The following is a 23,219-nucleotide window of genomic DNA, read 5'->3' as shown; positions in this document are numbered from 1 at the left end:
TGCTAAACTATCCACATTGTGAATAAACAAAGCGTACACCTACATCTCAAGCAGGACGTCACGCATAATTAGTTATGTTAAAATGAGAAGAATGAGATCAATAGACAGGAGAAGAAGTGAATGGATTTTCAGAGCATGTTAAGAAGAATAAAAACTGCGCTCATCAGTTTTTGGCGATGGATTAAGCCTTACCTCGGACAATTCCATCGATGGCGTAAGCGCATTTGGAAAAAATATCATATCAACAAGTTGATTTTACTGATCGGACTGATCTTCGTATTGATCACGAGTATTTATCTATTTGTATTAGCAAAACAAGCGAATGTTGAAACACTGAAATCTGGTTTGAGTCAGTCGACCGTGATTTATGATAAAAACAACGAAGAGGCGGGGACGTTGTATGCACAAAAAGGGTCTTATGTGGAGTTAGATGCGATTTCTCCACTGATCCAAGATGCCGTTATCTCGACCGAAGACCGGAATTTTTATCAACATCCTGGTTTTGATATCAAAGGGATTGCCAGAGCAGCAGTAAGGATGATCACATCTGGTGGTACAGGCGGGGGTGGCGGAAGTACCATTACCCAACAGTTAGCCAAAAATGCGTATCTTACACTAGATCAAACGTTTGACAGAAAAGCGAAAGAACTTTTTCTAGCGATTGAGATCGAGAAGAAGTACAGCAAAGAAGAAATTTTAACGATGTATCTGAACAATGCCTATTTTGGTAATGGGGTTTGGGGTGTACAAGATGCATCAAGACGCTATTTTGGAGTGGATGCTAACAATGTCACGCTGTCTGAAGCTGCTACGTTAGCGGGGATGTTGAAGGGTCCTGGTATCTACAACCCAATCGATCATCCAGAAAATGCCAATAATCGGAAAAATACGGTGTTAAGCGTGATGGCAGACAATGGTAAAATCAGTGAAGAACAAGCAACTGCTGAGTCTCAGACGGACATCACACACTATTTGAATGATACGTATACTGGTTCGGAGTCTGGTTATCGTTATCCTTATTATTTTGATGCAGTGATTGATGAAGCTGTTAGTGAATATGGCTTAGATGAAGCAGATGTCATGAACAAAGGCTATAAAATCTATACGTCATTGAATCAGAATTATCAGCAACAACTAGAAGCGACTTATCAAAATGATGCGTTATTCCCTCCAAATGCGACAGATGGTGCCATGGTCCAATCAGGTTCAGTTGCACTAGATCCGAAAACAGGAGGGGTTGCAGCGCTCGTTGGTCGACGTGGGGAACATGTCTTTAGAGGATTCAACTTTGCAACGCAGATGAAACGCTCACCTGGTTCATCAATCAAACCACTCAGTGTGTTTGCACCTGCGTTAGAAGCTGGCTATACACCGTCAAGTATTCTTGAAGATAAACCACAATCTTATTATGATGCACACAACTTTGATGGGACCTATCAAGGGGAAGTACCGATGTATCAAGCAGTTGCTCAAAGCTTGAATTTACCAGCTGTGTGGCTACTTCATGAGATCGGTCTTCAAAAAGGCTTTGATAAGACAAAAGAATTTGGCTTACCTTTAGCTGATTCAGACAAGTATTATGGGTTAGCGTTAGGTGGTTTGAAAAATGGGGTATCTCCTATGACTATGGCGGGGGCTTATGGTTCATTTGCCAATAATGGGAAGATGTATACACCGCATTTGATCACCAAGATCGTTGACTCTACTGGAGCAGTCATCGTTGATAATACCAATAGTAAACCAAAGCAGGTCATTTCCGAAGAAACGGCGAATCAAATGACCAGCATGTTACTAGGTACGTTCTCTAATGGAACGGGTGTTGCAGCGAATCCATATGGTTATACGGTGGCAGGGAAAACAGGAACGACAGAAACGAATTTTGATGCTACAAAAGCGAATGACCAATGGATCGTTGGATATACACCAGATGTAGTCATATCTACTTGGTTGGGATTTGAAGAAACGAGTGAACTTCACTATTTAGAAGGTACAAGTGGCAATGTGGTGGGGAAAGTCTTCAAATCAGCAGCAGAAGGCATCTTGCCTTACACCGAGCAAACAAGATTCAATGTTGCGGATGCCTATGCTACCGGCGGTCAAGTCGTCCCAGCAGATCAAGTACCAGATAATTCACAAACCAATGAAGAGAATCAGGGGAACTGGCAAGACAATTTAGATCGTTATGGCGAACAAGCAAAAGATGGCCTAAGGAATTTTGGCGATATGCTGAGAGAAGGCGTACAAGGTATCGGTGATGCAACACGAGATCTATGGCGTCGATTCCAAGGAGAGTAGGCACTTTGAAAACAAATCACCTCATGTTACAATAGAGTTTATTAAATAGAAGAAAAGAGGCCGTCGTATGTCAAATATTTATGATAGTGCAAATCAAATCGAACGTGAGATTCGTGAACTAAAAGAATTCAAAGAGCTAGAAGAAGCTTATGCAAAAGTAAAAGCGAATGAAGAAGCACACCAACTGTTCAAAGATTTCCAAGCGATGCAGATCGAATTACAAGAAAAACAAATGAGCGGACAAGAATTCAGCGATGAAGATGCTGCCAGAGCGCAAGAAATGGCAATGAAAATCCAAACAGAAGAAGTCATCAATGACTTGATGCAAAAAGAACAAGGGTTCAGCACGATCATCAACGATTTAAACCGTATCATCATGACACCAGTACGCGACTTGTACAGCGAATAGTCACCAACAAAATAACTTTCTGGCATGAAATCTCTAAAGGATTTCATGCCAGTTTTTTTATGAAAAACAATTTTTTCTTTCAGAAGAAAAAGTGATGGACAGGCAAGGATCATCCTTTGTTATCATTAAGTTGCAGAAAGGCACCGATAAACAAACGAGAGGATGTGAACCTATGCCAAAGAAAATGACGATCGAAATTACCGCACCTATTAAAGAATTGAATGTTACGAAACCTTTTGACTTAGCCCTTTTCAATCAATTTATCCTACATAAACGAACAAAAGAGTTACTACAGACACTAAAAAAATTGAAACATCAGCTTGTCGAAGATTCATGGGCCTATGATAAAAATTTTCGTTGGGTATCCACAAAAACGCATTTCGAGCATTATCAAAACAGTTTGATCTGGGCAGAAAAACTGGATCGAGTCATATATCAGCGGTTAACAGAAAAACAAAAGAATCACACGCCTTTTGCTCTTCTTTCATTTATGGTAACTCATCGCTATATTCACGAATATGCACGTTATACAGTGAAAGACCAACGAATGATCTTCCAAGAAATCCGCCAAAGTCTACAAGTAGAAAACAAAGATCTTTTTATGTTTGAAAAATTAAAAGAGGGCGTCAGCTTGGCAATTACGGCTAGAAGACCTTCATTAGCGGAAAAACAAAAGAATAATGATCGAACACAAAGCCTTTGATCGTATCATTGAGTCCTAATTTAATAGACAAAACAAAAACTTAAAGCATATTGTATGCTTTAAGTTTTTGCTTTGTCTGGGTAAAATTGTAAATCCTTTGAATCAAGTTTTAGATATGAGGAGTATCAAGATAATTTACTAATGGAAGATCAGTTTCTTTTAGTAGTTCAACGACGAGTTGAGCGACTAAAGCAGCGCCTTCTGGACTAAAATGGGTGTTGTCACAAAGTCCTGAGGGATAATTTTCATAAGTATCAACTGGTAAATGCAAGTAGAACTTTTTTGTTTCTTCTTGCGTATACTGTTGAAGAGTTGCTTGTGAACGAGTGAAAACATCCAAAATGGGGTAGTTATTTTTTTCTGCGAATTGCCTCATTGCTTTTGGATATTCTCCTAAGCAGTTCGGATCTAATTGCCCATTTTTCAAGTAAAGGCGTCGTGTGACAGGGGTCAAGAAAATTGGCTGTACATTTGAGGATAAGGCTGTTTGTGCATAGATAGCAAGTGCATCTATATACCCACCATATGGTTCTGTTCCTTTTGCTTCAGTGATTTTTTGGTCGTTGTGGCCAAACTGGATCAGCAAAAAGTCCCCCGCTTGAAATTCTTCTTTCAAGCGAGTGAATCGTCCTTCTTCAATGAATGATTTTGAACTACGGCCATTTTTTGCTTGATTGTTTACCCGAATCTTAGGCTGGAAGTATTTACCAAGAACTTCTCCCCAGCCGGTTTCTGGTCGAGCAGTCATGTTTTTGATCGAAGCAGTGGAGTCGCCTGCGATATGGATCGTTTGCATAGTCATTCTTCTTCCTCAAAAAAACCGAAATAGTTTCGCGCATTTGTATAACAGATATCTTCCACTAAGGTTCCTAAAAGATGGATGTCTTCGGGCGCTTCACCTCGTTCCACGATTTCACCGATCAGCTCACAGAGAACGCGTCGGAAATACTCGTGTCGTGTATAAGAGAGAAAGCTGCGAGAATCCGTCAACATACCGACGAAATTTCCTAAAACACCGCCATCAGCAAGTTGTGTCATCTGTTCACGCATGCCTGCTCGGGTATCGTTATACCACCAACCAGAACCGAGTTGAAGTTTTCCGGCGGTTTCCTTTTGAAAGCAACCCATCAGAGCAAGAAGTAAGGGATAATCATTTGGATTGAGTGAATAAAGGATCGTCTTTGGTAATTGACTGGTTTGATCGGCATGATCCAATAACTGTTGCAGGTGGCTGGTTAGTGGTTGATCGTTGATTCCGTCATAACCAGTATCTGGCCCTAAGCGTGTGAATGCTTGGGTATTGCAGTTACGATAAGCATGGAGATGCAACTGCATCGTCCAACCATGCGCATGATATAAAGTGATCAGCCGGTTGAGTGTTTCCGTTCGATAAGCATCAATTTCTGTTTGTGTCAGTGTTTCTTTCGTCAATGCTTTCTGGAAAATCTGTTCAAGCTCATTTTCCGAAGCTGTATGATAGGACAAGCGATCTAATCCATGATCCGATAGGCGACAGCCATGCTGATGGAAATAGTCGATCCTTTGACTCAATGCGGTGATCAAAGAAGTGTAATCAGCGATTGGTTTGCCAATTACGTGAGACAATTTTGACAACCATTCAGAAAACCCCTCGTGGGTGAGATTTAACGCAGCATCAGGACGGAATGCTGGTAATACTTTGAGATCAGGTTCTTCTTTTGCCAATAATTCGTGATAAACTAATTCGTCGATGGGGTCATCTGTTGTGCAAATGACAGTCACCTTCGCATTTTTCGCCATCTCTCGTCGCCGAAACGCTGGTTCAGCTAAACGTTTATTTGCTTGTTCCCAAATGTTAAGGGCATTTTCTTCATTGATCAGTAAATCGATTTGGAAGAAACGTTTCAATTCAAGATGTGTCCAAGTATACAAAGGATTGCCTATGATTTTCGGCACCGTTTGACACCAAGCATAAAATTTTTCGTAATCTGAGGCGTGACCAGTGATTTTTTCTTCAGGAACCCCGCAAGCTCGCATCAAACGCCATTTGTAATGATCGCCACTCAACCAGGCTTCTGTCAAATTAGTGAAAGGTTTGTTCTCATAAATTTCTTTTGGTGATAGATGACAGTGATAGTCGATGATCGGCATTTTTTCAGCAGATGAATGGTACAGTTTTTTTGACCATTGATTGGTTAATAAAAAATCATCAGATAAAAACATTTACTTCACTTCTTTCAATTTCAGATTAGGTAGTGATAAGAAAAATCAAAGTGTGACACCATTTTTAAAAATAGCTAGTTCTCTTACGTCGTTGGCTTCATTTTTTGTCTCTTCTCCGCTCGCAACACGGATGATCTTATCGATAAATAAAGGTAAGACCTCTGCCATGGATTGAGTCAATAATTCACCAGCATCAAAGTCCATCCAATGTTGTTTTCGTTCGAATAAAGGTGTGTTAGTTGATACTTTCAGCGTGGGAACATAAGAACCAAAAGGTGTTCCTCTACCTGTGGTGAACAAGACGAGTTGACAATCAGCAGAAGCTAACGCAGATGCGGCAACAAGGTCATTACCGGGTGCCTCCAGTAAACTCAGCCCAGTTTTACGTACTTTATCACCATAGGCTAACACATCGACTACCGTTGAATTTCCTGCTTTTTGGGTGCAACCAAGTGACTTGTCTTCTAAGGTAGAGATACCGCCTGCTTTGTTTCCAGGAGAAGGATTTTCATAGACTGGTTCATTATAAGAGAGAAAATATTGTTTGAAATCATTGATCAAACGAACGATCGATTCAAAGACTTCTTGATTTTCTGCTCGTGCCATCAGTACTTGTTCGGCACCAAACATTTCAGGCACTTCCGTCAAGATCGTGCTACCTCCTTGTGAAATCAAATAGTCAGAAAAGGCACTTAGCAATGGATTGGCAGTAATCCCTGACAATCCATCCGAACCACCACATTTCAAACCGATCGTTAGTTTATCCAGAGGAACAGGAACACGGAAATCTCTTCGTGCGATTTCTGCTAATTCTTCAAGTAATGATACGCCATGTGCTATTTCATCAGTGACATCTTGGGCAGTTAAAAATTTTACTCGTTGTTTGTTATATTTATTTAAACTAGCTTTTAATTCTTGTATCGTATTATTTTCACAACCTAATCCAAATACAAGCACACCGCCAGCATTCGGGTGATGGATGGCATCAGCTAAGATCTTTTTCGTATTCTCATGGTCCTTACCTAGTTGAGAACAACCATAAGGATGTTTTAAAATCGTGAGATGATCGAAAGGATTGTCAGCTGCATGCCGTTTTTTAAACTCTTGGATGATCAATTCAGCAATTCCATTGACACAGCCAACGGTTGGAACGATAAAGAGATCATTGCGAATCCCAGCTTGTCCGTCTTCACGAAGATAGCCTTGAAAGGTGCGATTTTCTTGTGGATAGACGATGGGGCGTGATTTTGGTTGGTATTGGTAGCTTTCCTCACCAGAAAGATTTGTTTTGATATTATGCGTATGTATCCATTGCCCCGCTTTGACATCCGTCAAGAGATGACCAATCGGATAGCCATACTTGATCACATCAGTCCCTGCGCTCAAATCAGACAAAGCAATTTTATGGCCTAAGGGGATTTCTTCAAAGGTAGTTAACGTAACATCATCGAAGCGAAGTGTTGTATTCGTTGGAATCGTGGTAGTAGCTACGACAACGCTGTCCTGTGGGTGTAATTGGATGATTCGAGTGGAGAAATCTGGATCAGTCATTTTTTTCATCCTTTCAATTCATGTAATACGTTACGAATGCCTTTTTGATCGATCTCTTTCACGTAAAGTGAAACTGTTTCTGTTAAATCAGGAAGTACGGATAGATCTTCGCCCCAAAGCGTTGGATTTTTCAATAGTTGAAGGACAGCAGTCTCTGGCTCAGCCCAAGCTTCAGCGAAGCTAGCGAGTACCATAGGGTCATCGTTTACCTGGATTTTCGAATGATCGGAACGATAAAGCAAGATCAAGGCAGCAAATGAGACAGTCAGGTAGGAAGGGAGCGCTTCCCTTTTTTCAATGTATTTTTTTAGAATAGGTAGTAATCGTGTTTGAAATTTGGCAACACTGTTCAAAGCAATCGCATGTAATTGATGATGTGCAAAAGGATTTAAGAACCGTTCGTTGATTTGTCTAGCGTACGCCAGCAATTCTTCTTCGGGTAAGCGTAACATTGGGATCAATTCACTAGTCACTAATGTGTTGATGTAATCGGATAGCAGAGGATCTTTCATGACTTCTTCGACTGTTGAGACGTTTGACAGTAGACCAATCGGCACCATTGCAGTATGAGGACCATTGAGTAGATGGACTTTCCGCTCACGATAAGGCGTCAAATCATCAGTCAAAACAACATTCAGACCTGCTTTTTTCAATGGTAAGCGTTCATTCAATTCCTCTGGTGCTTCGATCACCCACAACATAAATGGTTCAGCTTTGACCAACAGTTGATCGTCATATCCCAATCGTTGGTGCAATTCATCGATTTCATCTCTCGGGAATCCAGGAACGATCCGATCCACCAAACTGCAATAAAAATGATTTTCTTGGTGTAGCCAATTGACAAATTTTGTTTCAAGCTGCCAATTTTTTGCATACTGTAAAACGAATTTTTTTAAAAGCTCTGCATTGCGATCAATCAATTCGCATGGGATGATCGTAAGTCCGTTTTTATTCATTTTGAATCGATGATACAAAAAGGCAGTCAATTTTGCGGGGAAGCTTGTTGGAGGGATATCATTTCGAGTATCGGCTTCATGATAACTAATACCAGCTTCTGTCGTATTAGAAAAAACAAAGGCTAATTCATCGATTTCTGCCAATGCGAGGAATTTTTGCCATTGCTCGTAAGGGTTGAGCGTACGGTCGATCACAGTGATCGGCTCTGTCGTATCGATGACTTTGCCATCAATTAACCCTTGAAGTAGAACCGTATAGAGCTGATCTTGTTCAGCCAGCTTGTCACTTAAGCCGTGAGCTAGTGGCTGGACGATTGCAACATTTCCTTGATAGAGTCCTTGATTGTTTAACTGCTGAAGTTGCCAATCAACGAATCCTCTCATAAAATTTCCTTCACCAAACTGTAGACAAGTAATTGTAGCTTGGTTTTTAGGGTATTGCTTTTTAGTTAATCTTTCCATCGAATGATTTCCTTTCTGTGAGACAAAAATTTTATGATAAAAATCTCTGGAACGAAACGAGAATTATCAATGCTTGTTATTTTTATGACGGTTTCATGCTTCTTTTTGACAGATTTTATGTTTTTTTTTATAGCTAAATCTATTTTTGATTTTCATGCTAGGTTCAATTTTTTTGGTAGCGCATTCATCATAATATGAATGGAAGGTTTAGTCAATATAGCTTGCTATCGTTAGGTTTTGCTCTTTCAAAAAAACTTATGTTTTTAAATAGTAGTATGTTAATCTGAAAGAGTGAAGATACTCATTGCTTTAGAAGATAATCAATTTTACATAAAATGTAAGCCTTTTAATTCTGGAGGGGGAGAAAGCTAAATGAGGAACAAAATGTTGTTTTATCAAATGTTTATGCCGCTTTTTATTATCGGTGTGGTACTGGTCGTTGGCTTTAGTTTGTTTATCTATACCAACACCTATGAATCGATTGAAGAGAACTACTTATTAGATAAACAAAATCTATTGAAACAAATCAAAACAAATGTAGAATGGAAGTTTCGGACGATTGAATACTCTTTCGCTACATACGGCTCCACTAAAAACTTCTCCGAAATATTTCAATCTCCTTTGAATCATACCGACTACACTATTTATTCCGAAGTACGAAAAGAACTTAATTTTATTGAAACGATCGCAATGGAGGAAAATGCGTTCAAGTTAGTCAGCCTAGAAGGCGGTTGGGGTGTCGTGAATGGGTCGCTGAATCAACTATCACCACAAGAAGTGACTGATTTAAAAGCCCAGTACGTCCATCAGGATCAACAAGTTTTTTGGACGAAACAACCAGATGGAATTGAAATGGTTGTTGCATTACCTAAAGCAGTCAGTGAAAAGTATGCGCTAGGTTTTGCTTCGATCGACCATCAGGCACTGAAACGAATCATTGAACGAAGCAATGAAGACCGCTTAACGATCTATTATGGAGCAGAGATACTTTTTACTGATGCTGAATCATCAAGAGAAGGGATGATAACAGTCCAAAATATCGAAGCGAATGTACCAACAGTGGTTCAAAGAAATGGTCGGAATTTCATCTTGCTCCAATCTGATTACAATCAATGGCAGTATCAATTAGAGATCGATCCTGCAACTATAGGTACGACTGTCCGAAACTTGCAAATCGGATTAGCTACTGTATCCTTTACTTTGATCATTTTAGTAGGGGGCTTGTCCTATATCTTTTCTGAGCGATATGTTCGTCCTATCAGCCAGATTCAAGACCGATTGAATCTTCATTCGGAAGGCTTATCTGGAAAGAAACTAGAGAACGTTGTTCAGTCAGTGAGCCAAGTAATTGGTGAAAATGAACTATTGAGTGCAAATTTGATTACTCAGAAACCACAACTAGAAACATTATTTGTCTTGAGTCTCTTTAGAAATCGTGTGGAAAAACGGGAGTTGGATCAACGGTTACGGCAGTTCAACTACGACTCGCAAAATGAATGTTACTATACAGCAATCGTGCAGATCGATCTTTTAGAAGACAGCCATGGAGGAGAACGAGATTTATTGCTATTGGCTATCAACCAAATGATTGCTGAGATCGTTCCTAAAGAAGAACGAATGATTCCTATCGTGCTAAACGAAGAAATGCAAGCAACGATTTATCGAATTCCTAAAGAAGAAGCATTCGCGAATAAAAAAGTAATGGATCACTGTCGTCAGATCCAAAAAATGATTCAAGAATATCTCAAATTGACTGTTAGCATTGGGATCAGTGAATGTTTTACTACGCTCAATGACAGTAAGCAATCTGTCGACCAAGCGAAAGAAGCCTTATACCATCGGGTAAACACTGGACCAAATTCAATTGTGTTCTACCATGAAATCATCTCAGAGCAGCAGGAGAAGACATTGATCAAATATCCGATGAAACAACAAAATCGTTTATTTGAAGCCATCCGTTCAGGAGACGAACACGTCAGTCACCTTCTTCACGAATTGATCATTGAGATGTTCACTCAAAATAAAAATCGATTGAATCGAGAAGTTGTAGCTATTCGGTTAGTCAATGAATTTGTTCAGTTGGGACAACTATTGGGTGTGAATATTACGCAGTTTGAAGAATTGAAGCAAATATATGTTAAGGTATTACATACTTATCATTCTCAAGAACTTGAACAATTGCTGTTAGAACAATTTGTTCAACCAATCACAAAAAGTGCTCAAGAAATCACGGAGCAAGAGTTTAAATCGTTATCAGAAAAAATGATCCATATCATCTATAGCGAATACGATCGTGATCTATCACTAGACATGGTGGCAGACCGTCTGCACTATAATCCTAACTATTTGAGTAATGTGTTCAAGAAAGAAACCGGTGAAAACTTTGGAGATTTCATTCAGAACTACCGCTTAGAGATTGCTAAGAAATGGTTGAAAGAAACGACGTTATCCGTGAAAGAAATTGCAGAAAGACTCAAATATCGTAACTCACAAAACTTTATTCGCTTTTTCAAAAAGAAAGAATCCGTCACTCCTGGTGAGTACCGTAAGAAAAACCGTTGAGGACAACTTAGTGAACGTCGATCATTAAAGTCCTACATAAGTTACTTAGGAAAAATAGTTGTTTCGATTGCGAGAAATAGCACGATCTTTGAAAAATGAATTTTTCTTAGATCGTGCTATTTAAATGAATAATTATTTTTACGCGTATCTTTAAGTGTGAAAGGGTCAACCTTTGACAGAGCCGACCAATGCCCCTTTCACAAAGTACTTTTGAACAAACGGATAAGCAACCAACATTGGCACTGTAGCAATTACAATGACGGCCATTTTGATCGTCTGTGCCGGCGGGATGATATCGACAGCACTACTTTCTGCTTGCATTCCACTTGACACGATCACAATTTGACGTAACAAGATTTGGATCGGCCATTTTGAGGAATCGTTAATGTATAAAATCGCCGTCATATAAGTATTCCAATAGGTCACAGCATAAAAAAGTGAAATCGTCGCAATAGAAGGTAAAGCAAGAGGCAACATAATTTTGAAAAAGACCCCAAAATCAGTACAGCCATCCATTTTGGCAGATTCTTCTAAACTATTAGGTAAAGCTTGAAAAAAGTTACGCATGATGATCATGTTCATGGCGTTGACAGTTACAGGTAGGATCATCGACCAGTACGAATTGATCAACCCCAAAGAGCGCACCACTAAGAATGTCGGGATCATTCCACCACTAAAGAGCATGGAGAAGACAACCATAAAGTTAAAAAAGCCTCGCCCAAAAAGATATTTACGTGATAATCCATAGGCCATCAATGAAGTCACGCACATGCTGACGACTGTCCCAAGCCCAGTAACACCAATAGAAACAGCTAAAGCTCGAAAAATCGTTGGTGTAGATAAGATGTAACGATAGGCATCTAAAGAAAACGTAGTCGGGAAAAGGATGAATTTTTTTGCTACGACTTCTTGTGTAGAAGCAAATGAAGTGGCGATGATATTTAAAAACGGTACGATACAGATCAAAGCTAATAATAGTAGAAAAATAGAATTAAAAATCGTAAAGCTTTTTTCTCCAAGCGAAACCTTTTTTTTCATTTAGAGAGAACCCTCCTTTAAACCATAAGTATTTTTGTACCTCCAATCTATCATCTGCTTGAAATTACGTACATAATCATTTTTTAGGGAGGGTAAATCAGGAGGTTTCATATAGATGGAACGGGCATTTCCTAAAAAATCAAACAGATGAAGCAGAAAAGTGATTAATCAAGTGATGATCGCCAGTTACCTACGTCAGTGAAAATGATTATATACGGAATCACTTTTCTTCCTTTATGCTGTGGATAGCGAATAAAGTCACACAATGTTTAACAAGGAGGGCTTATGGAGAGTGTAAAAAGAGAGCTAGGTTCAATTACTTTATCAAAAAAGGAAGAACGAACAAAAAGAAGAAGGAAGACGATTGCTGGAATCAAAACGAATAAATTTTTGTACTTGATGATTCTTCCAGGAATCCTTTATTTCATTGTTTTCAGATATTTACCTATGGGTGGCTTAGTGATTGCGTTCCAAGACTATCAACCCTATCTGGGGATTCTGGGGAGTCCTTGGGTTGGTTTCAAGCACTTTATTCGTTTATTTACTGAGCCAACATTTTTTATGTTGTTGAGGAATACGCTGATTTTGTTTGGACTGAATATTTTTGTCTTTTTCCCAATGCCGATCATTCTGTCGCTTCTATTGAATGAAGTAACCAGCAAGCGATTCAAGAATAGTATCCAAACAATCATTTACATTCCACATTTCATGTCTTGGGTCATCATCGTCTCGATCACCTATGTTTTTTTAAATGTGGACGGTGGAGTCATCAATGAATTTTTGGCCAGTATTGGGTTAGATAAAATAAGTTTTTTGACATCACCTGATTGGACACGAACAGTCTACATTGGACAGGTGATTTGGAAAGAACTCGGTTGGTCAACAATCATTTACCTTTCTGCGATTACCGCAGTAGATACGCAATTATATGAAGCAGCCGAAATGGATGGCGCAGGACGTTTACGTAAGACATGGCATGTGACATTACCTGCGATCCGTCCAGTGATCATTACCTTGTTGATTTTGAAAATAGGTCAAACACTTGACCTAGGATTTGAGCATATGTACTTACTACTCAATTCATTGAATCGCAGTGTGGCAGAGATTTTTGATACATATATCTATACTGCTGGATTGAAAAATGGACAATTAAGTTTTAGTACTTCAATGGGCTTGTTCAAAGGTGTAGTAGGCTTGTTTATGGTCATACTTGCGAACAAGGTAGCAAAAAAACTGGGTGAAGACGGTGTGTACTAGAAAAGGAGCAAACAGATGTTGCAAAAGTTAGAGAGTACAAATAAAAAATTAATCAGACTCCTGCAACTCATTTACTTAAATTTTTTGTGGGGAATATTAGTTGTTTTGGGTCTCGGACTATTCACTTTTGGTCCAGCGTCTTACGCAATGGTCTCAGTAATCCGGAAGTGGTTACGCTCATCTGAGGATTTTCCACTGACACAGACGTACTTTCACTATTTTAAAGAAAACTACAAAGAAACGTTGTTGATCAGTTGGTTGTATTTTTCAGTTGCTTTCGTCTTATACGTAGATCTTGCCTATATCCAAAATTGGTGTTTACGCGTTGTGATTTTGGTCATTAGCTTTTTTTACGTGTTATCTGCACTATATATTTTCCCAATTATGGCCCATTACCAATGGCAAGGGATGTTTTATAAAATCAAAATGGCTTTTTTATTCGGTTTTTCTCAGTTACATTATTCACTCGTTTTACTGTTGATCATTATTGGCAGTTACGCGATAATTATTCGCTTGATGCCGGGTATGTTGACGTTCATGGGGAGTAGCTTCTTCTTTTTTGCCATCACTTGGACAGCGGTGCAACTATTTGATCGTCTTAAAAAGAAAGAAGTAGCAATAGATAAAAATACATTCAGTGAAGGAGAACAATTATGAAGAAAAAAACGTTAGTAACAGCAGGGATCGGTTTACTCAGCATACTTGCTTTGTCAGCTTGTGGCAATGATTCAAGTGACACATCCGCAGATACAGAGGATGGGAAAACGCGAATCACGTGGTTGAACATTTTACATACAGCTTCACCACCTAATGATACGATCGTTGATAAAATCGAGGAGAAAACCAATACAGAATTGACGTTTAACTGGATTCCTGATGCGTCAAAAGAGGAACGGTTGACCACTGCATTAGCTTCAAATGAGCTGGGAGATATCGTGACACTACAAATTGCTATGCTAAAAAATTCCTCTGTACGAAATGCATTGAAGTCCGGTGTTTTCTGGGATGTGTCTGATTATTTAGCTGACTATAAAAATTTAAGTAAAATATCAGAGGATCGAATCGAAGCGGCAAGTATCGATGGTGCATTGTATGGCGTACCTATGCAAAAAGACTATGCTCGTGCAGGTTTAGTTATCCGGAAAGATTGGTTAGATAATCTAGGCTTAGAAGTACCAGATACATTGGATGAACTTTATGGAGTAGCAAAACAATTCACAGAAAATGATCCAGACGGCAATGGTGTCGATGATACGGTTGGTTTTGGCGATCGCGCGCCAAGTGATATCCGTTATACAAGCTTCAAATTATTCACTTCGTATTACGGCGCACCAAATGGTTGGAAAGTAGAGAGCAACGGAAAATTTACTCCCGAATTTGATACAGCTGAATATAAGAAAGCGATGGATTTTTCTAGAGATTTATTTGAAAACGGTTACTTAGCACAAGACTTTGCAGTGACTCAAAAGACAGACCAACAGGAACAATTTGCACAAGGTAAGACAGGGATCTATACCGGGATGATCGATATCAAAAACCTAAAAAATATGGGGAAAGATATTCAACCAGAGATGGAGCTTGTGCCAGTAAATAAAATATCAGATGGTGAAGATGGGGATTATCATGTGTGGTCAGAAGGAAATGGCGTAGGGGGATTATTGGCATTTCCTAAATCCTCGGTCAAAGATGAAGCACAATTGAAGAAATTACTTCAGTTTGTCGATGATTTATTAGAAGAAGATATGTATAAATTGATGACAGGTGGTATTGAAGGAACACATTACCAATTGCAAGACGATGGCGCAATCGAATATATCGACATGGATCTTTGGCAACAGGAAGTGCAACCATTGTCTAGTTCAAGACCAAGTGAAGTCACATTTTCGTTTAAAGATGCTGATCCAGAGAAAGAATTATCCAATCAATTAGTCAAGGAAAATGAACAGTTTGTTGTGTTAGATCCAACGGTTCCATTAGATTCAGAGAAAAACAATGAAGTCGGTTCAGAAATCGAAAAAATCATGATCGATGCAACTGTCCAATATATTATGGGACAAATAGATGAAGATGGATTCAAACAAGCAATCAGCAATTGGCGTGCCCAAGGTGGCGATCAAATTGCTGAAGAATACGAAGAGGCTTATAAAGCTGCACAGCAATAGTAGATATATCAAGAAAGGGCTGTAACCATTCCAACCGCAACCCTTTCTCTCTTAAAATGATTGATTGGAGGAAGAAGATTGAATTGGTCAGAGAAATTAGCAGATAGTATTATGGCGCGTACACCCTATTTGTATCTAGATAAAGGATATAAACAAAAATGGTCTTATGATTATGGCGTTGTTTTGAAAGGATTTCAGTTGTTATGGCTGAAAACAAAGGAGAAGAAGTACTTAGACTTCATCCAAACAAACATTGATTACTTCGTACAAGAAGATGGATCGATCAAAGGCTATGAATTAGAAGAATACAATATCGACCATATCAATACCGGAAAACTGTTCTTTATACTCTATAAAGAAACAGGAGATGAGAAATATCGCAAAGCAGCAGAAACTTGTGCCAAACAATTGTTGAATCACCCACGAACATCTGAAGGTGTATTTTGGCATAAGGCAATCTATCCTTGGCAAATATGGTTAGATGGATTGTACATGGGAGCGCCTTTTTATGCGGAATATATCCAAACCTTTACGTCGAAAAAAGACTATCAAGATGTTTTATGTCAATTCGAGATCAGTTATCAGCGATTGTTCGACTCAAAAACGAATTTATTGTTCCATGCGTGGGATGAAAAAAAGGTCCAACCTTGGGCGGATACAGAAACTGGATTATCTCATCATTTTTGGAGCCGCTCAATTGGTTGGTATTTGATGGCGTGTGTTGATACTTACGAGTTGTTGCATAAAGAAGTGGATTGTCGATTATTGGGGCGGATTCTGACATCCACATTAGAAGCATTGTTACCTTATCAATCAGAAACTGGCACCTGGTACCAAGTAACAACCGAAACGAACCGTAAAGGTAATTATCTAGAAGCTTCAGGAAGCAGCATGTTCGTTTATGCGATGGCAAAGGGGATTCGCATAGGAATATTGGAGAAGGAAGTGTGGTTTCCTCAGTTGAAAAAATCTTATCAAGGCTTATTTGATGAATTTGTTTTGGAAACAAAAGAAGGCTGGTTGAATCTGAATAAAAATTGCCAAGTTGCAGGTCTAGGTGGGGCGGACCAAAGAGATGGTTCTTATGCCTACTATATTAGTGAGCCAATCGTATGTAATGATCAAAAAGGTGTTGGGGCTTTTTTGCAAGCCTTAGTAGAAGTGGAAGGTGTATCTAGGTGATAAATATTTTAAGCTTAGGTGCCTCAGTCGATATACTCAACACGACGGTGATCCAACAAGCCATTGATCAAGTAGCAGAAGCAGGTGGGGGAAGAGTAACCATTCCAAGTGGGCAGTTTTTAACGGGGCCATTGTGCTTGAAAAGTAATGTGGAGTTGTATCTTTCTCCTGGAGCAGTATTGAAATTTACAGATGACCCAGCCCAGTATTCAGCCATTTTATCCAGCTGGGAGGGGGTACCTAAAAAGGTCTATGCTTCATGTATCTATGCGCAACATGCAGAAAATATTGCTGTCACTGGTTTAGGGAAATTAGATGGTAGTGGTCCTAACTGGTGGCGCATTTTTCGAGAGGAGCATGAAACACTTGAGTACCCGCGACCAAAATTGCTTGGTTTTGATCATTGTCGACGAGTAACGATTCGTGATATCCAGTTGGTCGACTCACCAAGTTGGACGATCCATCCGAATCATTGCCAAGATGTGACTATCGATCACGTAGTCATTTGTAATCCTGCTGATTCGCCGAACACAGACGGTATTGATCCAGAGTCTTGTCATAATGTGCATATCAGTAATTGCCATATTGATGTGGGCGATGACTGTATTGCGATCAAAGCAGGGACAGAGGATGCCGTTAATAAAGTGCCTTGTCAAAATATCACGATCACTAATTGTACGATGGTACACGGTCATGGTGGCGTAGTTTTGGGCAGTGAAATGAGTGGCGGGATTCGGAATGTAACGATTTCGAACTGTGTATTCCAACAAACCGATCGTGGAATTCGATTAAAGACACGCCGAGGTCGAGGTGGAATGATCGAAGATGTCCGAGTAACTAATTTGATCATGGACCAAGTACTGTGTCCGTTTGTCATCAATCTTTATTATTTTTGCGGGCCTCGTGGCAAAGATCCTTATGTCTGGGACAAGGAAGTGTATCCAATCGATGAGCGAACGCCACAAGTTCGACGTGTTCATTTTTCATCGATCACTGCTCGAAATGTTCATGCTTCCGCGGGATTTATTTATGGTCTAGTAGAACAAGCGGTTCAAGACATTTCTTTCGATCATGTCGATATATCAATGGCAAAAGATGCAAAAGCGGGCGTACCAGCTATGATGACAGGTTTAGAACCCATGCGCCAACAAGGATTTTATGTGCGGTTTGGTAAGCATATTTCTTTCCAGCAGATCACGATCGATCATCATGAAGGACCAGCAATCATGATTGAAGATTCGGAAGATATCGAAATTAAACGTATGCGATCGACAGAGTTGGATAAAAAGAATGTATCTATTGTAGAAGGAACTTAAATAAAATGGAGTTGATCGAGTACTTAGGGAAAGACGCACGTTGCTTGAGACCGAGTGGTAGCTGTTTATCACAAAAAATCATTGATGATCAAGTAATTGAGTATTATCAATTGATATTAAATGATCTTGAACCTGTTTCTGCCATTTATGTTTATCCAGTAAAAAAGAAGGAACCTTTGCCTGCTGTGATCTATCTGCATTCACATGGGGGTGATTTTTCACTAGGAAAAAGTGAATTACTAGCAGGTGCATCCTATTTTGTAGAACCTTCGTTTGCAAAGGCCTTGATGAGTATGGGGTATGGTATATGGGCGATTGATGCTTGGGGATTTGAAGAACGCGGCGGAATTGCTGAAAGTGAACTTTTTAAGCGATTCTTATTAACAGGACGAACACTTTGGGGAATGCGGATCTTTGATGTGCTAAGCTTGATCGACTACTTGGAAACACGAGAAGATATTGACACACAACGTATCGCAACGATCGGGTTATCTATGGGTGGACTATTAAGTTGGTGGACAAGTGCATTGGGTGAACGTGTGAAAGTATGTATTGACCTAGCTAGCCAAGTAGAGGTTGAAACACTCTTGAAACATCAAATGTTAGACTACCACGGTTACTATTATTATGTTCCTGATTTATTGACGGAGTATACGACCCTAGCTATTCAGCAAAAAATTGCTCCTCGTAAACGCCTCACTATAGTAGGAAAAAACGATCGAATGTGTCCAACAGAAGGCGTCTGTCGCTTGAATAAACAGCTAGATTTGTATTATCAACAATTGGGAGTGCCAACGAATTTTCAAGGATACTCTTTAAATGGTGGACACTTTGAAACACGTGATATGCGAATGAAGTGGCAAGCATTTTTAAAGGAGTACCTATAATGAAGACAGAAATCGTGATCGACCCGATTCCAAGAAAAGCAGACTATCAGACCATTCAAGCAGGAATTGCTCATCTTAGCTCATTGCCGAATTACGTAAAAAAGACCATGATCATTCGAGAAGGGGTCTATCATGAATATATCGAATGTCGGCTGTCAAATTTCCAAATGTTTGGACAAGGAGAAGTAAAGATTGTTGGATGCCGTTTTGCGAAACAAACACTTTCATCTGGTGAAGCAAGAGAAACATTTCGAACCGCGACACTATTTCTTGAAGGAGAAAATATTCGTCTCGAAAATATACAAATCATCAATAACGCTGGTGCAGGAGAACAAGTAGGTCAAGCAGTCGCGCTATTCAATTATGCCCATCAAGTCCAGTTGATCAATTGTCGGTTGTGCGGGCAACAAGATACATTATGCACAGGACCGTTGCCTCCGATTCAAAAAGATGGTCGCCCATTTTTTACCCCAGTGTTAAAGGAGCGTAAGTATTGTCGGCAATCTTATGAACGATGTTGGATCGAAGGGACGGTGGACTTTATTTTCGGTGGGGCAGATGCGTTGTTTTACCGCTGTTTCATCCACAGTTTGGTTAGTTCTTCTAATGGTTATATCACAGCCGCTTCAACGGTAAAAGAACAAGAACGAGGTTTTCTTTTTTTTAGGTGTGCAATCATCGCAGATTACGAGGCACCTTCTGTCTATTTAGGTCGACCTTGGCGTCCGTATGCTCAGGTGACATTTGAAGCGTGTGATGTAGGAGCGCATGTCTACCAAAGTGGCTGGCATGACTGGGATGAGAAACAAAACAGACAAACAGCACGCTTTTATGAAAAAAATAATAGGTATCAAAGGGGAATTTGTCGCGAATCATGGGGTACTGTGGAAACGGAGGTCGATTAGATGACGAAAAAATGGGAAATAACTTTTGGCTTGATCGGTGGGTCTACCGCTTTGTTGTTTTTTGGTGGGATTGCTGTGACCTTCAATCAAATGTCTCTTTCAAATTTCCGAGAAACATACCAAGCTCTCTCATTAGAGGTCTTTGGTAGTGTAAAAGAAACCTTTGAGTCACTACGGAGCATGACGGGGTTGTTTAGCGTTAGCCTATTCCTCTCATTGGTTGGGCTGTGTCTGGCTCTTTATCTATCGTTGAAGGGAAAAGCAAGTCCGATGGCGGCACTCATTTATTTGATTTCAGGAGTCCTGCTGTTGTTCGGTACACAATTCATTGCGTACCCTTTTGTCTTTTTCTATCTATTAGCAGCGGGTTCAAGTATGTATCGCCAAAAAATAGAGCAAAGGTGGAGATCGGATGTTTCAAAGTAAAGTAGTCAATCCAATCATTCGAGGATTTAATCCGGACCCGAATATTTTGAAAGTGGGTAGTTCTTATTATGTGATCGTTTCTTCTTTTGAGTGGTTACCAGGTATTCGTGTATATGAATCGACAGATCTGATTAATTGGGAACATAAAACAGATATTTTAACTGATCAAGTATCGTTAAAGGGTCATCCAATCAATGGAAGTATCTGGCGCTACAAATCAGTTACTCAGCTGGGCGATTTTATCTTATTTATACAGAGGTTAAAAGCGTAACACGTCCTTTTAAAGACACCCACAATTACATGATGATCGCAGAGGATATCAATGGACCTTGGGAAAGTCCAATCTATCTAAATAGTAGTGGTTTTGATCCCTCGCTTTTTCATGATCCACGTACAGGTAGGAAATGGCTTTTGAATGAAATCTGGGATTTTCGACTAACTACACCTAATAAATCAGCAGGGATCGTCATTCAAGAATATGATGCAAAACAAAAACAACTAGTCGGGTCGATTCACACGATCTTTACAGGAACCGAACTCGCAAAGACCGAAGCACCTCATCTTTACTATGTCAATGATTACTATTATTTGCTGACTGCTGAAGGTGGTACTGGTAGTGGACATGCTGTTACCGTGTGTCGTAGTCGTGATTTGTTAGGACCATACAAAGTCGATCCCCAAAATCCAATGTTGACAGCAAGTGGTTATCCAAGCTCAAGTTTACAATGTGCGGGACATGCAAGTTTAGTTCAAACAGAATTCGACAGATGGTATATAGTCCATCTTTGTACTCGCCCTATCGAAGGTGTTGCTATCTTAGGTAGAGAAACAGCTATTCAAGAAGTGTATTGGACGGAAGACTATTGGTTGCGGATAAAAGAAGGAGGAAATGAACCAAGAGAGATCGTCACCATTCCAACACAAGAGAAAGTGATCCAAAAGATCAATTCTTGTTTTTTTGATGATTTTGCAGGTGAAATGAAAAAAAGTTGGAACGCTCGTCGTTGTTTACCAAACATAACTTGGTGGGATTTGACTAGCCGATATGGCTATCTAAGAATGCTCGCAGGAGAATCACTGCAGTCAACGTTTGACCAACACTTATTAGCGATACGGCAAACAACGTTTTCATTTATTGCACAAACTAAGATGGAATATGAGCCAAAGCACTTCAACCAAATGGCTGGGCTGCTTCTTTTTCTAAATGAAGAAAATTATTATTATTGCTGTATGACCTGGGATGAAAAGATAGGGAAGTGTCTCCGATTACTTAGTGCAGTTGACGGTCATGTTACGATTAGGCCTGAAATTTATCCGCTAAGAGGAAGAGAGACAGTGATTAAAGTAGTTGTTGAAAAGACTTTTGGACAATTTTATGTGAAACGTTCGCAAGACTGGAAAAAAATCGGTGCTGAAATTGATGTGCAGACACTAACAGGTGGTTTTACAGGAAACTTTGTTGGTATTGGTGTGCATGATTTAAACGTAAGAGGAGGGAGCTATGCTGATTTTGATTATTTCAACTATCAGGAAATAGAAATGGAATGAAATAAATAAAAAAAAGATTAGGTGCAGTGAAAGTTAAATTTTACCTTGACCAATCTTTTTTTTAATGATAGTATAGTCAACGTTGCTGAAACATGAAAACAATCATGAAATTTGTTTAAAAGTTTTATTGACAATCATAATTCCATGTGATAATATAACGAAGTTGGTTATGAGAGATGAGTTTTTAGATGTTGATTTTATTAAGAAATAAACAAAAAAACATGTTGACAAATAACAAACGGTGAGTTATGATAAGTGAGTTGCTAAAACGATCTCGTGAAAAACGAGTTCAAAAAACTTTTAAAAAATAGTTGACAATCACTCGAGAGTTTGCTAAGATATAAAAGTTGCTAAGGCAATCACAGATGATAAGCTGAGACAGTTGTGTTTCAATTATCACGTAGACCTTTGAAAACTGAACAAAGTAAGACAAACCAAATGTGTAGGGCGTCTTGATTCAATTCAAGACAACAAACATTTTTAACAAGCAAGCAATATGCTAGCAAACAATTGAGCTTAACAAATGAACTATATGATGTTCGAAAGTAAATTTCGAACTACAGTTCCACATCAGCTTTCGCTGTGAGGAACTAGCATATTATGAGAGTTTGATCCTGGCTCAGGACGAACGCTGGCGGCGTGCCTAATACATGCAAGTCGAACGCTTCTTTTCCCACCGGAGCTTGCTCCACCGGGAAGAGAGGAGTGGCGAACGGGTGAGTAACACGTGGGTAACCTGCCCATCAGAAGGGGATAACACTTGGAAACAGGTGCTAATACCGTATAACAATCGAAACCGCATGGTTTCGTTTTGAAAGGCGCTTTACGGTGCCGCTGATGGATGGACCCGCGGTGCATTAGCTAGTTGGTGAGGTAACGGCTCACCAAGGCCACGATGCATAGCCGACCTGAGAGGGTGATCGGCCACATTGGGACTGAGACACGGCCCAAACTCCTACGGGAGGCAGCAGTAGGGAATCTTCGGCAATGGACGGAAGTCTGACCGAGCAACGCCGCGTGAGTGAAGAAGGTTTTCGGATCGTAAAACTCTGTTGTTAGAGAAGAACAAGGGTGAGAGTAACTGTTCACCCCTTGACGGTATCTAACCAGAAAGCCACGGCTAACTACGTGCCAGCAGCCGCGGTAATACGTAGGTGGCAAGCGTTGTCCGGATTTATTGGGCGTAAAGCGAGCGCAGGCGGTTTCTTAAGTCTGATGTGAAAGCCCCCGGCTCAACCGGGGAGGGTCATTGGAAACTGGGAGACTTGAGTGCAGAAGAGGAGAGTGGAATTCCATGTGTAGCGGTGAAATGCGTAGATATATGGAGGAACACCAGTGGCGAAGGCGGCTCTCTGGTC

The 23,219-nt window shown here is 39.9% G+C and carries 17 protein-coding genes, 1 rRNA gene and 1 pseudogene (1 of these 19 running past the window's edge); 14 read left to right on the top strand and 5 right to left on the bottom strand.

Translation table 11 applies throughout. The features are described from left to right. The first annotated feature begins 120 nt into the window (after positions 1-120). The 3 genes from IGJ99_RS12935 (at position 121) to IGJ99_RS12925 (ending at position 3,407) form a co-directional block, all read left to right on the top strand. Positions 121-2,295: a PBP1A family penicillin-binding protein gene (locus tag IGJ99_RS12935; protein WP_023520466.1), complete on the top strand. Its 2,175-nt coding sequence runs from the start codon at positions 121-123 to the stop codon at positions 2,293-2,295. A 67-nt stretch (positions 2,296-2,362) separates the two neighbouring features. After that, the gene (locus IGJ99_RS12930; protein WP_010734167.1) at positions 2,363-2,704 is read left to right on the top strand and encodes a YlbF family regulator; all 342 of its coding nucleotides are present in this window, start codon (positions 2,363-2,365) and stop codon (positions 2,702-2,704) included. Between the two features lie 172 nt (positions 2,705-2,876). After that, on the top strand, positions 2,877-3,407 hold the full coding sequence (locus IGJ99_RS12925; protein WP_023520465.1) for a hypothetical protein: 531 nt from the start codon (positions 2,877-2,879) through the stop codon (positions 3,405-3,407). 109 nt (positions 3,408-3,516) lie between these two features. On the opposite strand, the gene IGJ99_RS12920 is transcribed toward IGJ99_RS12925, so the two are convergent. Genes IGJ99_RS12920 through IGJ99_RS12905 form a run of 4 tightly spaced genes read right to left on the bottom strand, consistent with a single transcriptional unit; the run spans position 3,517 to position 8,578 of the window. After that, positions 3,517-4,203: a rhamnogalacturonan acetylesterase gene (locus IGJ99_RS12920; protein ID WP_196228137.1), complete on the bottom strand. Its 687-nt coding sequence runs from the start codon at positions 4,201-4,203 to the stop codon at positions 3,517-3,519. Between the two features lie 2 nt (positions 4,204-4,205). After that, a complete protein-coding gene (uxaC, locus tag IGJ99_RS12915; protein ID WP_010734170.1) occupies positions 4,206-5,609 on the bottom strand; it encodes a glucuronate isomerase in 1,404 nt (467 codons plus the stop codon). 45 nt (positions 5,610-5,654) lie between these two features. After that, on the bottom strand, positions 5,655-7,160 hold the full coding sequence (locus IGJ99_RS12910; RefSeq protein WP_438770876.1) for a UxaA family hydrolase: 1,506 nt from the start codon (positions 7,158-7,160) through the stop codon (positions 5,655-5,657). A 5-nt stretch (positions 7,161-7,165) separates the two neighbouring features. Further along, positions 7,166-8,578, bottom strand: coding sequence for a tagaturonate reductase (locus tag IGJ99_RS12905; RefSeq protein ID WP_438770875.1), 1,413 nt, complete (start codon positions 8,576-8,578; stop codon positions 7,166-7,168). A gap of 372 nt (positions 8,579-8,950) precedes the next feature. Here IGJ99_RS12905 and IGJ99_RS12900 point away from each other — a divergent pair, with 372 nt between their 5' ends. Then, complete coding sequence (locus tag IGJ99_RS12900; RefSeq protein WP_010734173.1) at positions 8,951-11,140, top strand: helix-turn-helix domain-containing protein; 2,190 nt, start codon at positions 8,951-8,953, stop codon at positions 11,138-11,140. A gap of 165 nt (positions 11,141-11,305) precedes the next feature. Here the strand turns inward: IGJ99_RS12900 and IGJ99_RS12895 are convergent, their stop codons facing one another. Then, positions 11,306-12,178: a carbohydrate ABC transporter permease gene (locus IGJ99_RS12895; RefSeq protein WP_023520460.1), complete on the bottom strand. Its 873-nt coding sequence runs from the start codon at positions 12,176-12,178 to the stop codon at positions 11,306-11,308. A gap of 285 nt (positions 12,179-12,463) precedes the next feature. On the opposite strand from IGJ99_RS12895, the gene IGJ99_RS12890 reads away from it, so the two are divergent. From IGJ99_RS12890 to IGJ99_RS12845, 10 genes and pseudogenes are all read left to right on the top strand, one after another. After that, positions 12,464-13,435: an ABC transporter permease gene (locus tag IGJ99_RS12890; protein ID WP_062806086.1), complete on the top strand. Its 972-nt coding sequence runs from the start codon at positions 12,464-12,466 to the stop codon at positions 13,433-13,435. Between the two features lie 15 nt (positions 13,436-13,450). Continuing rightward, positions 13,451-14,092 (top strand): YesL family protein, encoded by a 642-nt coding sequence (locus tag IGJ99_RS12885; protein ID WP_438748735.1) that lies wholly within the window; start codon positions 13,451-13,453, stop codon positions 14,090-14,092. Next, on the top strand, positions 14,089-15,597 hold the full coding sequence (locus IGJ99_RS12880) for an extracellular solute-binding protein (RefSeq protein WP_023520458.1): 1,509 nt from the start codon (positions 14,089-14,091) through the stop codon (positions 15,595-15,597). Before IGJ99_RS12885 ends, IGJ99_RS12880 begins: the two co-directional genes overlap by 4 nt. A gap of 78 nt (positions 15,598-15,675) precedes the next feature. Further along, positions 15,676-16,779 carry a glycoside hydrolase family 88/105 protein gene (locus IGJ99_RS12875; RefSeq protein ID WP_010734178.1) on the top strand — a complete coding sequence of 368 codons (1,104 nt, stop codon included), beginning with the start codon at positions 15,676-15,678 and terminating at the stop codon, positions 16,777-16,779. After that, a complete protein-coding gene (locus IGJ99_RS12870; protein WP_438770874.1) occupies positions 16,776-18,095 on the top strand; it encodes a glycoside hydrolase family 28 protein in 1,320 nt (439 codons plus the stop codon). Before IGJ99_RS12875 ends, IGJ99_RS12870 begins: the two co-directional genes overlap by 4 nt. Before the next feature lie 5 nt (positions 18,096-18,100). Then, entirely contained in the window at positions 18,101-18,982 is an 882-nt protein-coding gene (locus IGJ99_RS12865) for an alpha/beta hydrolase family protein (protein ID WP_438770873.1), read from the top strand. Continuing rightward, on the top strand, positions 18,982-19,887 hold the full coding sequence (locus IGJ99_RS12860; protein WP_438748731.1) for a pectinesterase family protein: 906 nt from the start codon (positions 18,982-18,984) through the stop codon (positions 19,885-19,887). Before IGJ99_RS12865 ends, IGJ99_RS12860 begins: the two co-directional genes overlap by 1 nt. Further along, complete coding sequence (locus IGJ99_RS12855) at positions 19,888-20,313, top strand: DUF4064 domain-containing protein (RefSeq protein ID WP_438748729.1); 426 nt, start codon at positions 19,888-19,890, stop codon at positions 20,311-20,313. It begins immediately after the preceding gene. After that, positions 20,300-21,861, top strand: a pseudogene (locus IGJ99_RS12850) (glycoside hydrolase family 43 protein). The gene IGJ99_RS12855 and the pseudogene IGJ99_RS12850 overlap by 14 nt, the downstream one beginning before the upstream one ends. Before the next feature lie 596 nt (positions 21,862-22,457). Then, a 16S ribosomal RNA gene (locus IGJ99_RS12845) occupies positions 22,458-23,219 on the top strand; it runs 799 nt beyond the window's last position.

This window comes from Enterococcus sp. AZ095b, from assembly GCF_051714725.1.
Lineage (GTDB): Bacteria > Bacillota > Bacilli > Lactobacillales > Enterococcaceae > Enterococcus_B > Enterococcus_B pernyi.
This window is presented reverse-complemented; position numbering and strand designations above follow the sequence as displayed.